At 66.4% G+C, this 12443-nt stretch carries 12 protein-coding genes; 2 read left to right on the forward strand and 10 right to left on the reverse strand.

All coding sequences use genetic code 11. From position 1 onward, the window contains the following. The 7 genes from holA to ACOJB8_RS40065 all read right to left on the reverse strand — a co-directional run. Nucleotides 1-1173: DNA polymerase III subunit delta (gene holA / locus ACOJB8_RS40035; protein ID WP_475017736.1), on the reverse strand; the 1173-nt coding region annotated here is incomplete at its 3' end. 43 nt (nucleotides 1174-1216) lie between these two features. Next, complete coding sequence (locus ACOJB8_RS40040) at nucleotides 1217-1780, reverse strand: LPS-assembly lipoprotein LptE (RefSeq protein WP_069268423.1); 564 nt, start codon at nucleotides 1778-1780, stop codon at nucleotides 1217-1219. 100 nt (nucleotides 1781-1880) lie between these two features. After that, entirely contained in the window at nucleotides 1881-4475 is a 2595-nt protein-coding gene (leuS, locus tag ACOJB8_RS40045) for a leucine--tRNA ligase (RefSeq protein ID WP_069268422.1), read from the reverse strand. A 166-nt stretch (nucleotides 4476-4641) separates the two neighbouring features. After that, entirely contained in the window at nucleotides 4642-5073 is a 432-nt protein-coding gene (locus ACOJB8_RS40050) for an ExbD/TolR family protein (RefSeq protein ID WP_342950335.1), read from the reverse strand. A gap of 12 nt (nucleotides 5074-5085) precedes the next feature. Further along, nucleotides 5086-5814, reverse strand: a complete 729-nt coding sequence (locus ACOJB8_RS40055) for a MotA/TolQ/ExbB proton channel family protein (RefSeq protein WP_475017739.1) — start codon at nucleotides 5812-5814, stop codon at nucleotides 5086-5088. Between the two features lie 53 nt (nucleotides 5815-5867). Further along, nucleotides 5868-6665, reverse strand: a complete 798-nt coding sequence (gene dapB / locus ACOJB8_RS40060; protein WP_110385363.1) for a 4-hydroxy-tetrahydrodipicolinate reductase — start codon at nucleotides 6663-6665, stop codon at nucleotides 5868-5870. A gap of 173 nt (nucleotides 6666-6838) precedes the next feature. Then, the gene (locus ACOJB8_RS40065; RefSeq protein WP_342950334.1) at nucleotides 6839-7774 is read right to left on the reverse strand and encodes an outer membrane protein assembly factor BamE; all 936 of its coding nucleotides are present in this window, start codon (nucleotides 7772-7774) and stop codon (nucleotides 6839-6841) included. Nucleotides 7775-7910: 136 nt separating this feature from the next. Between ACOJB8_RS40065 and fur the strand changes: the two genes are divergently transcribed. Then, on the forward strand, nucleotides 7911-8339 hold the full coding sequence (gene fur, locus ACOJB8_RS40070; RefSeq protein WP_069268417.1) for a ferric iron uptake transcriptional regulator: 429 nt from the start codon (nucleotides 7911-7913) through the stop codon (nucleotides 8337-8339). 103 nt (nucleotides 8340-8442) lie between these two features. On the opposite strand, the gene ACOJB8_RS40075 is transcribed toward fur, so the two are convergent. The 3 genes from ACOJB8_RS40075 to ACOJB8_RS40085 form a co-directional block, all read right to left on the reverse strand. Then, nucleotides 8443-8955 (reverse strand): ureidoglycolate lyase, encoded by a 513-nt coding sequence (locus ACOJB8_RS40075; protein WP_475017743.1) that lies wholly within the window; start codon nucleotides 8953-8955, stop codon nucleotides 8443-8445. 13 nt (nucleotides 8956-8968) lie between these two features. Next, nucleotides 8969-9988, reverse strand: a complete 1020-nt coding sequence (alc, locus tag ACOJB8_RS40080; RefSeq protein WP_475017745.1) for an allantoicase — start codon at nucleotides 9986-9988, stop codon at nucleotides 8969-8971. A gap of 61 nt (nucleotides 9989-10049) precedes the next feature. Further along, nucleotides 10050-11393, reverse strand: a complete 1344-nt coding sequence (locus tag ACOJB8_RS40085) for a C4-dicarboxylate transporter DctA (protein ID WP_342950331.1) — start codon at nucleotides 11391-11393, stop codon at nucleotides 10050-10052. Nucleotides 11394-11658: 265 nt separating this feature from the next. Between ACOJB8_RS40085 and ACOJB8_RS40090 the strand changes: the two genes are divergently transcribed. Then, complete coding sequence (locus ACOJB8_RS40090) at nucleotides 11659-12384, forward strand: FadR/GntR family transcriptional regulator (RefSeq protein ID WP_475017748.1); 726 nt, start codon at nucleotides 11659-11661, stop codon at nucleotides 12382-12384. Nucleotides 12385-12443 lie beyond the last annotated feature (59 nt).

Consider the following 12443-nt stretch of genomic DNA (forward strand, 5'->3'; position numbering starts at 1 on the left):
GGCCGCGGCCGCGGCGGCGGCTGCCGCGGCTGGGCCAGCTGGCTGAGCACCCGGCTGCGCGCGTGGTGGCGCTCCAGCGGCGCGCGCACTGGCAGCGGCGCGCGCCTGCGGTGCGCCTTCGCGTGGCGCGGCCACGGTCATGGCGAGTTCGAAAAGGCCGTCCCATGCATCGGGCGGCAGCGCATTGCGCCAGTCCGCGCGCGATTGACCCGAAAGCCCCTTGACCTGGCGGTCGAGACGCGCCGCGAGCGCGAGACCGCGCTCAAGCGTCGCTTCGCTCAGGCGCGACAGCGCCGGCCCGATGAGCCGCTCGCGCGGCCCCCACACGCGGTTCTCGCGCAGCAGCATGGCGAGCGGCTTGCCCGCCGCCACGCCGCGCTTGATGCGCAACAGCGTGCGGATTTCCTCGACCACGGCCCACAGCACCAGCACCGACGCCTCGCCTTCGCCCTGCAGCCCGTCGAGCATGCGCGCGAGACGACCAACGTCGCCTGTGAGCATCGCTTCGTTGAGCTTGAATACGTCGTAGCGCGCGACGTTGAGCACGGCGTCGTGAATCTGCTCGAAGCTCAGCACGCCTTGCGGATAAAGCAGCCCAAGCTTCTGAATTTCCTGATGCGCCGCCAGCAGGTTGCCCTCCACACGCTCTGCCACGAATTGCAGCGCGCGCCGGCCGTCCTCGCCTGGCGCCACGCGCTGGCCTTGCAGCGCCAGACGCTGGCCGATCCAGTTCGGCAGTGCCGTGCGCTCGACGGGATCGATCTTCAGCGCGACGCCGTTATCAGCCAGCGCCGTGAACCATGCAGACTTCTGCGTGGCGGCGTCAAGGCGCGGCAGCGTAACGAGCATCAGCACGTCGGGATTCGAGGCAGCGGCGAGCGTCTTGAGCGCGTCCGCGCCTTCCTTGCCGGGCTTGCCCGACGGAATACGCAACTCCACCAGCTGGCGATCGCCAAACAGCGACATCGACTGGCTCGCGCCGAGGAGCGAGCTCCAGTCGAAGCCTCGCTCGACGGTGAACACCGAACGGTCGGTGAAGCCCGCCGCGCGCGCAGCCGCGCGGATGCGGTCGCACGCCTCCTGGGCGAGCAGGTGTTCGTCGCCATAGACGACGTACAGGCCGGCCAGCCCTCGCGCGAGGTGCGGTTCGAGTGCGTCGGGTCGCAGTTGCATGGCGCTCGGTCGAAGGTCGCTCAGTAGATGGAAACCGCGCGCATTACAGCGGCGGCGGCGGCAGCGGTGCGCGCGGCGCGACACCCGGCACGACCTGATCGGGCGTCGGGTTGATCGTTCTGAGCACGGCAAGGCGCCGCATGAGCTGGTCGACGGCGTCGTTCTGCATGTCGGTGAATAGCAGATCGGCTTCCTGCGTCTTGGCGGTCGAGAACTGATCGCTGTACGTCATCGCGCGATTCAGCGAAATGGCGCTCGGCTGGATCAGCACGCTGCCATCCGGTCTCGTCAGCGTATAGTTCAGCGAATAGTTGACCTGATATTCCACGACTGCGCCGAGTGAATTGAGCGTGAGCGTGCTGAAGCTGCGCCCTTCGGATATGTGCAGCACGGCGTCGGCGTTGGCCACCGAGTCGACCACCACCGAATCGCTGCCGCCTTCGACCATACGCGAGAGGCGCCCGACGAGCGGCGGCGGCGCGCCGACGACCGCGAGGCGCTTGAAGGCGAAGTTCTCCTCGCCGCGCAGCTGGAAGCCGCACGCCGAGAGGGCCAGCGCGCTGCCCGCCACGAGCGGGAACAACCTGAGAAACGATCTGCGAATCACATGGACTCCCTGGGTTCGCGACAGAGTCGCCGGTGTCGGCGGAGCGGCGCCGCGCGGTGCTTCACGCGCTACGCCGCTCACATGGCCTTGGTTTGCCTCGTTAGACCACGACGTTCACGAGGCGGCCCGGCACGACGATGATCTTCTTCGGTGCACGGCCTTCCGCGAACTTGACGAACATCTCGTGCGCAAGTGCAGCCGCCTCGATCGCGTCCTTCGGTGCGTCCTTGGCCACCGTCACGGCGCCGCGCACCTTGCCGTTCACCTGCAGCACGAGTTCGATTTCGGCCTGCTCCAGCGCCTTTTCGTCGACCTTCGGCCACGGTGCATCGAGCAGCGTGCCGTATTCATCGCCGTAGCCGAGCGCCTTCCAGAGTTCGAAGGCGATGTGCGGCACGACCGGGTACAGCACGCGCAGCAGCACGCCGAACGTTTCGCGCTGCACGCCCGCACCCGCACCCTTGGCGCCGTCGATGGCGTTGAGCATCTTCATCGCCGCCGATACGACGGTGTTGTACTGCAGGCGCTGGTAGTCGAAGTCGGCCTGCTTGAGCACGCTGTAGACTTCGCGGCGCAGCGCCTTTTCGACGTCCGTGAGCGCCGCCGCGTCGAACGAGGCACGCGACTGGATCGCTTCGGCGTTCGCGTGGCCAAAGGCCCACACGCGGCGCAGGAAGCGGCTCGCGCCTTCCACACCCGCGCCCGACCATTCGAGCTGCTGCTCGGGGGGCGCCGCGAACATCGTGAACAGACGCGCCGTGTCTGCGCCGTACTGGTCGATCAGCACCTGCGGGTCGACGCCGTTGTTCTTCGACTTCGACATCTTCTCCACGCCGCCCAGCACCACGGCCTGGCCGTCGCTGTTGAGCGTCGCGCCGATCGGGCGGCCCTTGTCGTCGTGCGTGACGGTCACGTCGGCCGGGTTGTACCAGGTCTTCTTGCCCGCAGCGTCTTCGCGATAGAACGTTTCGTTGAGCACCATGCCCTGCGTGAGCAGGTTCTTCGCCGGCTCGCCGAACTTCACGAGGCCGAGGTCGCGCGAGACCTTCGCCCAGAAGCGCGAGTACAAGAGGTGAAGAATCGCGTGCTCGATGCCGCCGATGTACTGGTCCATCGGCATCCAGTAGTCGGTGCGCTCGTCGACCATGTTCACGGCATCCGGCGCAGCGTAGCGGTAGAAGTACCACGACGAGTCGACGAAGGTGTCCATCGTGTCGGTTTCGCGCTTCGCGTCGGCGCCGCAGGTCGGACACTTGCAGTTCAGGAAGGCTTCCGACTTCGCGAGCGGGTTGCCCGTGCCGTCCGGCACGAGGTCTTCCGGCAGCACGACCGGCAGGTCCTTTTCGGGCACCGGCACGTCGCCGCAGCTCGGGCAGTGGATGATCGGGATCGGCGTGCCCCAGTAGCGCTGGCGCGAAATGCCCCAGTCGCGCAGGCGCCACGTGACCTGCTTGTCGCCGAGGTCGAGCGCCTTGAGGTCGGCCGCGACGGCGTCCACGGCCGCCGTGTAGGCGAGGCCATCGTATTTCCCGCTGTTCACGCAAACGGCGCGTTCCTTGTCGCCGTACCATTCCTGCCAGCCGTCGAGCGAGTAGGTCTCGCCTTCTGCGGCGATGACCTGCTTGATCGGCAGGTTGTACTTCTGCGCGAACGCGAAATCGCGCTCGTCGTGGCCCGGCACGCCCATCACGGCGCCTTCGCCATAGCTCATCAGCACGTAGTTGCCGATCCACACCGGCACCTGCTCGTGCGTGAGCGGGTGCGTCACGGTAAAGCCCGTGGGCACGCCCTTCTTTTCCATCGTCGCGACGTCGGCTTCCGCCACGCCGCCGCGCTTGCATTCGTCGATGAACGCCTGCAACTCCGGCTTGCCTTGCGCGAGACGCGTGGCAAGCGGATGCTCGGCCGCGATCGCCGCAAAGGTCACGCCCATGATCGTGTCGGCGCGCGTGGTGAACACACGCAGCAGCTTCTTCTCGCCATCCAGCTCGTACGGGAAGCCGAAGTTCACACCGAAGCTCTTGCCGATCCAGTTCTGCTGCATGATCTTCACGCGCTCGGGCCAGCCCAGGCCGTCGAGGTCGTTCAGCAGTTCGTCGGCGTACTGCGTGATGCGCAGGTAGTACATCGGGATTTCGCGCTTTTCCACCAGCGCGCCCGAGCGCCAGCCGCGCCCGTCGATCACCTGCTCGTTGGCGAGCACCGTCTGATCGACCGGGTCCCAGTTCACCGTGCCGGTCTTCTTGTAGGCGATGCCCTTCTCGAGCATCTTCAGGAAGAACCACTGGTTCCACTTGTAGTAGTCGGGCTTGCAGGTGGCGATTTCACGCGACCAGTCGATGGCGAGACCCATCGACTGCATCTGGCCCTTCATGTATTCGATGTTGTCGTACGTCCACCTGGCCGGCGGCACGCTGTTGGCCATCGCGGCGTTTTCGGCGGGCATGCCGAACGCGTCCCAGCCCATCGGCATCAACGTGTTGTAGCCGTTCATGCGCAGGTAACGGTACATCACGTCGTTGATCGTGTAGTTCCGCACGTGGCCCATGTGCAGCTTGCCCGACGGATACGGCAGCATCGAGACGCAGTAGAACTTGGGCTTGTCGGTCTTCTCGGCCGTCCGGTAAGCGTCGGTGGCGCGCCATTCGCCTTGCGCGGCGGATTCGACGTCGGAGGGAACGTATTTTTCGAGCATGGTGTGGATGGTGAACGCTGGAAACGGGCCGTTTCGGTGCCGGATGCACCGGGCCGGCCGTTCACGATACCGGCAGATTGCGGCGGTTTCGCGGGGCCCGTTTTTAAAGGAAACGTTGATTATACCGTTGACTGGCGCGCGCTCAGCGGCGTGCGCAGTGGCGTCTTCAGTGAGCGCCGGCGGGCGGCTCGGTCACGAAGCCGAGGCGCGTGAGACCGGCCTGCTGCGCGGCACCCATCACCTGCGCGATCACGTCGTAGCGCGTCTCGCGCGCGGCGCGCAGTTGCAGCTCCGGCTGCTGCGACTCGGGCTCTTTGCCCGCTGCCGTGAAGCGCGCGCGCAGTTCGTCCAGCGTGATGGGCTGGGCGTTCCAGTAGAGCTTGCCGGCGGCGTCGATGGAAAGCGTGACGGTCTGCGCCGTTTGCTGCGCGGGCTCGGCGGCGACCTTCGGCAAATCGAGCCGGATCGCGTGTGAGAAGAGCGGCGCCGTGATGATGAAGATGACGAGCAGCACGAGCATGACGTCGATGAGCGGCGTCATGTTGATTTCCGACATCGGTGCCGTATCGCGCTTCTTTTCGAGTCCGCCGAATGCCATACGCGTTGCCTCCTACGACTCGGCGCGCGCGCCTTCGCGCATCGCGCCGTGCGCACCTTCGCGGCGCAGCGGCGCGCCTTCGGGCGCACAGGCATAGGCGTGCAGATCGTGGGCGAAGCCGTCGAGATCGTCGCAGAGCTGGCGCACGAGGCGACCCAGCACGTTGTAGGCGAGCACCGCAGGAATCGCGACGACGAGACCGAAGGCCGTCATGATGAGCGCCTCGCCCACCGGGCCGGCCACGTTCTCGATCATCGCCTGGCCGCTCGCGGCAATGCTGCCGAGCGCGTGGTAGATGCCCCAGACGGTGCCGAGCAGACCGACGAACGGCGCCGTGCTGCCCACCGAGGCGAGCAGGACCTGGCCGAATTCGAGGCGCCGCTGCGACGCCTGCAGCGCACCGCGCAGCGCCCGCAGGACGCGCTCGCCGCGATCCACGCGCGCGAGCATCGCGCCGGGCGCGTCGGCTTCCTCGGCGGCGAGCGCCGCCTGAGCCAGCGGCAGGAACACGCGCTCGCGGTCGACCGGACGCATGGCGGCAACGCCGTCCGCGAGCGTGCGCGCCTGCCAGAAGCGCGCAATGGCGCGTGGCCCCTGGCGCTTCGCGCGCAGCAGGATCCAGCTCTTGATGATGAGGAAACACCAGCTCGCGACCGACATGGCGAGCAATACCCACGCAACCGCGTGGGTGACCGCGTCGCCCGTCTGCAGATAGTGAATGACTCCGGAACTCGCTGCCATCGGACCTCGCTCACTGTCGGTCCGGCGCAGGCGCCGGACCGTAGGGGAAACGCTCAGCGCAGGCCGAGCACGTCCTGCATATCGTACAGGCCATGGGCCTTGTCCTGCAGAAAGCGCGCGGCGCGCACGCTGCCCTGCGCATAGGACAGGCGGCTCGAGGACTTGTGCGTAATCTCGATGCGCTCGCCAATGCCCGCGAACAGTACCGTATGATCGCCGACGATGTCGCCGCCGCGAATCGCCGAAAACCCGATCGTCGAGGGGTCGCGCTCGCCCGTGACGCCTTCGCGGCCATACACGGCGCATTCGTCGAGATTGCGACCGAGTGCGTGCGCCACGGCCTCGCCCATCGCAAGCGCGGTGCCCGAGGGCGCATCGACCTTGTGGCGATGGTGCGCCTCGATGATCTCGATGTCGTACCCGGTCTCGAAAAAGCGCGCCGCATATTCGAGCAGCTTGAGCGTGACGTTCACGCCCACGCTCATGTTGGCCGCGAACACGATGCCGACCTTTTGCGCGGCCGCGCCGAGTTGCGCCTTTTGCTGGGCGTCGAAGCCGGTCGTGCCGATCACCATCTTCACGCCGTGGCGCTGCGCCGCCTCGAGGTGCACGAGGGTGCCTTCGGGGCGCGTGAAGTCGATCAGGCAGTCGCTTTGCGCGAAGACCTGCTCGATGTCGTCGGTGATGCGCACGCCGGTGTCCTTGCCGAGGAACGCGCCGGCGTCCTGGCCGACGGCGGCCGAGCCCTTGCGCACGAGCGCGCCCGAGAGCGTGACGTCGGGCGAATTCAGGACGGTTTCGATAAGCATGCGGCCCATGCGGCCTGATGCCCCCGCGATTGCGATTTTCATGAGTCTTCCTGCCATTGTGTCGCGGGCCGCGGTGCCGGGTGCTACCAGGCGCCACGCAGCGCCGCCGCCAAAAAACGCGGCGGCCGGTGGTGGTGACACCCCGGCCGCCGGATCGAGGCGTGGCGCGCCTCGCGCACCACGCCCTGCTTGTGTTACCGGCTGGGTCAGCCGGGTCAGTTGCTCGGAGCCGCAGCAGCCCCCGAGGCCGGCACCGTGGGTGGCGCGGCGAGCGACGAATCCCGTGCGGGGCCTGACGGCGCCGCATTGGTATCGCCTGTGCCTTGCGCGCCGGCGGTCGGGCCAACCGGGTTGCTCGGCGGCACGCCCTGGATTTGCGGCTGCGGCTGACGATGCAGCTGAACCTGCGAGGGCATCGTGCCGACGTTCTGCGGCAGCGCCGACGACTGCGGATTGCCCGCGCGCACCGACGGCGTGAAGCCCGACGGGGTTTGCACGGCTTCCGTGGCGCGGTTCGCGGCGGCGGCCGCCTGTGCGTTGGCGTCCTGCGGCAGTGCGTTGGTCGCGGTGCCGAGTTCGGACGACGGCGTGCGCGCCGTGTCGCCAACCGTCGGGCCGGTCGCGCTCGAAGCCTGCGCGGGCGCGCCTGCTGCAGCCGCCACCGGCGCCGAAGCGCCCGAGGCCGGCGCGGCCGCGACGGCCTTCTTGCCGGTGCGGTCGCCGTCGATTTCGGCGAGCAGTTCGAGGTTCGAGGGCAGGTCTTCGCCGCCCGACCAGCTCGCTACGCGGTCGCCTTCGAACAGCACGACGAAGTCACGCTGCTGGACCACGGCGGTCGAGCCGCGCTTGAAATAGAAGATGTAGTCCCAGCGATTCGCATGGAACATGTCGGTGAGGAGCGGCGTGCCGAGCAGCTGCTTGACCTCGGCGCGCGACATGCCCACCTTCATCTGCGCCGCGGCTTCCGCCGAGACGAAATTGCCTTGCACGATGGTAATGCGGTAAGGCGTAATGCTCTGGGCGACGCGCTGCGTCACGCTGTCGTATGTTTTACAGCCGGCGAGCGCCGCGAACGCGGCCGCAGCCAGCAGGGTGCACGCCAGGCGGCCGCCGTGCATGCGCCGGCCGATCGTTGTGAATTCTGGAATCATTTCCCTCACCGTGCGGGCTTTTCGCGAAGCCGCGCGTATTCTGTAGAAGATCGTTCGAAGTTCTGGCGAAAATGCCCGGAACGGCAAAAACGCATTAACATAACAACCTAGCATTGTACTCCAGGGACTTATCGTCATGACCAATCCAACCGATCTCAAGAACATCGGCCTCAAGGCGACGCTGCCTCGCCTCAAGATCCTGGAGATTTTTCAGCACAGCCCCGTGCGCCATCTGACCGCCGAAGACGTCTACCGGAACCTGCTGAACGAGGAGCTCGACATCGGCCTCGCCACGGTCTACCGGGTCCTCACCCAGTTCGAGCAGGCCGGGTTGCTCACGCGCAGCAACTTCGAATCGGGCAAGGCGGTGTTCGAGCTGAACGAGGGTAGTCACCACGACCACCTCGTGTGCCTCGACTGCGGCATCGTTGAAGAATTCTTCGACCCCGAAATCGAAAAGCGCCAGCAAATGATCGCCACGGAGCGCGGCTTCAAGCTCCAGGAGCACGCCCTCGCGCTCTACGGCGCATGCACGAAGGAAAACTGCCCGCACCGCAAGCACTGACCGCCGCTTGCGGCTTGCGGGCTGCAGAAAAGGAAACGCCACGGCAGATCTGCCGTGGCGTTTTCGTTTGGGGAGCCGGTATTGGCGAAAAACGGGCCGGACCTCAGGCGGGCACGAGCGGCGTGTCGGCTTGCGCAAGCCGCCAGGGCCGCACGAGCGCGATCTCGTCGCAGTTCGGCTGCGTGCCGCCGCGATCGATCACGACGAAGTCACTCACGCGCCCGAACGCGAGCAACGGGTGATGCCAGACGCCTTTGGCGTAGTTGACGCCCTGCCCGCGCCCGGCCCAGAACGCCCGCAAGCCGGCCGGATCGAACTCGCCCGCGGGCGCGACCACCACCGCGTAGTCCGCTTCGCCGAGCGGCACGAACGCCTGACTGCCTAGCGGATGTCGCTCCATCATCGCAATCTCGACGGGCCACGTACGCGGCTGGGCGCGAAACACGCTGACGATGGGCCGGCCGCCCGCCTCGTTCACGTCGATGGCGGCGAGATCGTGAAAGCGCTCGGTCGTGCCGCCGTTGATCGGAAAATGGCGCGCGCCTTCGAGTTCGATGACGTCGCCGAACGGCGCGAACGCCTGTCGCGTCAAGGGTTCCATGTGCAGGATCTGCATCGCGGCTCCTCGCTTAAGCCAGTTCGCCCCACAAGCGCACGCGCGAGACGCCGCCGTCCGGGAAGATGTTGAAACGCACGTGCGTGACCGGGCCGAGCGCCGCGATCCCGCTCTCGAACACGTGCTGCTTGTCCATTTCGAGCTTCTGCTCGACGAGCAGTTCCGGCCAGAACATCGCCTGGGTGACGAGCGAGTCGTCAGTACCGCCCGTCACGGTCGCCGCCTGCAGCGAGCAGCGGTCCGGGTAGTTGCCCTTGAAGTGCGCCGTGTCCACTTCGACCTTGCGGATGATGCCGGGCCGCGCGAGCGCCACGATCGCCCAGTCGTTGCCCGGCTCCCGGCGGCGGCGCGTTTCCCAGCCGTCGCCCATGTTCACGCCGCGGCCGGGCATCAGGATCGTGGAAGCGAGCCCGAAGTGCTGGTTGTTGGCCGCGACCAGATAAGCGCCGTTTTCGATCGCCGCGAGATCGATGAGGCTGCCGCGCTCCACCGTGTTCCAGTCGCGCCGGGGCTGACCGTACACGCGCAGACGCGCGAGGCCGCCGTCGGGATAGAGATTCACGCGCAAATGCGTGAACGCGCGCGTATCGCTCACTTCGACATAGTGGTGCTGGTTGCCCTGCAAGGTCGTCGCCGGGACGATGGTCTGCCAGTCGGCGTTGTCACTGGGGGTTTCGTCGTCGCCCAACTGCGCGTAGCACGCCTCGATCGAAGCCGCCGGCGGGAAGTTGCCCGTGAAGTGGCTCGTGTCGAGATCGAGGCCGTAAATCACGCCCGGGCGCGCGAGGCGCACGATGCAGAAGTCGTGGCCCGTCGTGCGCTTGCGGCGCGTTTCCCAGCCGTCCATCCACTTGCCGTGGTCGTCGTACTTGCCGGGGATGAAGACCGCCGGCTGCGGATCGAGCATGCGCTCCTTCGGCGCGAAGAACTCGTCGCTCGCGTGGAGCGCGCGGGCGCCCAGACGCGGATCGGCGAGGTTCATGTAGCGGCGCGTGAAGGCGGGGGCGTTGGGGTCGAGAGTCGGAATGGCCATGATGGTGTCGTTCGCTTGGGTTGTTCAGTTGATCGAAGGAAAACGAATGCCGAGTGCTGGGTCAGGCGTGCGCGTGCTTGCCGCCGAGCGCACCGTCTTCGCCATGCGCCGTGTCTGCGTCGCTGTCGCCTGCCGGCACGTAGAGAAAGCCTTCGTCGAGGTTCAGCACACGCCAGGCGCGCGCCTTGTCGATGTCGTGCTCCCACACTGCGACCACCACCGTCGCGACGCAGTTGCCGATCAGGTTGGTGAGCGCGCGCGCGATGCCGACGAACCAGTCCACCGGCAGGATCAGCACGAGGCCGAGCACGGGAATCGCGGGAATGGCGGAGAGCGTGGCGGCGAGGATCACGATCGCCGAGCCGGGAATGCCGTGCGCGCCCTTCGAGGTAATGAGCGACACCAGCACGACCACGATGAGGTCGTGCATCGAGAGCGGCGTGTTGGTTGCCTGCGCGATGAAGATCACGGCGAGCGTGAGGTAGATCGAAAAGCCGTCGAGATTGAACGAGTAGCCCGTCGGGATAACGAGACCCACCGTGGAATCCTTCACGCCCATCCATTCGAGCTTGCGCATGATCTGCGGCAGCACGGCGTCGGACGAAGCGGTGCCGAGCACGATCGAGAGTTCTTCGCGCAGGTAGCGGATCAGCTTGAACACGTTGAAGCCCGCCAGCCGCATGACAATGCCGAGCACGACCGCAACGAACACGACGCAGCTCGCGTAGAACACGATCACGAGCAGCCCGAGTTGCTTGAGCGAAGCGACGCCGTAGGTGCCGGTCGTGAACGCGATCGCGCCGAGCACGCCGAGCGGCGCGAGCTTGATGATGAAGCCCATCACGCGGAAGAAAACCTGCGAGAGTTCGTCGATGAGGCTGTTCACGCGCTGCGCCTTCGGGCCGAGCAGCGAGAGCGCGCTGCCGAACAACACCGAGAAAACGAGGATTTGCAGGATGTCGCCCTTCGCGAAGGCGTCGAAGGCGGTGTCGGGAATGATCTTCAGCAGGAAGCCCGCGGTGTCCTTCAGGCTCCTGGCGTGCTCCGTGTAGGTCGCAAGCGAGGCCGCATCGAGCGAGTGCAGATCGACGTTCATGCCCGCGCCCGGACGCGTGACATACGCGAGCACGGCGCCGATCACGAGTGCGACGGTGGTCATCGCCTCGAAGTACACCACCGACTTCAGGCCGACGCGGCCCACCTTCTTCAGGTCGCCCGCGTGTGCCATGCCGCTCACGACCACGCAGAACACGATCGGCCCGATCACCATCTTGATGAGCTTGAGAAAGCCGTCGCCGAACGGGCGCAGCGATTGAGCGAAATGCGGAAACACCGCGCCTACGACGATGCCTAGTACGAGGGCGATCACTACGCGGCCAAACAGCGAATTGAAGAACTTCGTCACGACTGTCTCCTACTGAGCAGGGGTGGAGCAAGCAACTGTTCTGACTGGTCTGACCAGCACTGTTATGGCGGATAGTAGGAAGCCGATATACCGGAGTCAAGGTTGGCAAGCGCGGTGTTTACCCTTGCGCGGTCTGACCAGTGTGCGGGCCGGAGCGCCACGCCTTGTCCCACGGCGCACGGGCGTTGACGCGATGCACCATGCGGGTGCTCCGGACGGGACTACAATACCGGTCAGACCACGCGAAAGCTGCCCGCGCCATCCGATGAAGAACGTTCCGCACACCGTCACCGACGCCGCCATCGCCACGATCCGCGAACGGATCGAGGGCGGCCTGTATCCGGTCGGCAGCCTGCTGCCCGCGCAGCGGCAGCTTTCCGAGGAACTGGCGATCAGCCGCGCATCGTTGCGCGAAGCGCTCTCGACGCTCGAAGCGCTCGGCATGCTGTCGATCCGCGCGGGCAAGGGTGTGTATGTGACGAGCGCGCAGGCCACCAACGCTCACCCGTGGCGCTTCGCCGATCAGTCGTCGCTGCCCGACACCTACCAGATGCGCTATGCGCTCGAAGGCTTCGCCGCGCGCATGGCGGCGCTCGCCATCGGCGATGCCGACGTGGCGTGGCTCGAAGCGAACACCGAGGCGCTGCACAGCGCCCTCGCCTGCGACGAACTCGACGAAGCCGCGCAGCTCGACTTCGAGTTCCACATGCGTATCGTGAATCTCGCGGGCAATGCGGCGATCGAATCGATCCTGCGCAGCAGCGCCGACATCATGAAAGAGAGCCAGCGCATGCCGTTCTACCGGCGCGAGCGCGTGCTCTCTACGCATCGCGAACACGGCCTGATCGTGGTGGCACTGAAGGTGCGCGACTCGGCGGCGGCCGGCGAGGCGATCGAGGCGCACATCGCCAATGCGGCACAGCGCGCGGGCGTGTACTTCCCCACGCCGCCCGCGTTCGCTGCCGCCTCCCAGAGCGCGATCGAAAAATAAGGACAAAAAAATCTATGGTCACCCCCGTTTTTGCAACCTTGATCGTTGACGTTGTGGTT

This window comes from Paraburkholderia sp. BR10141, from assembly GCF_056155635.1.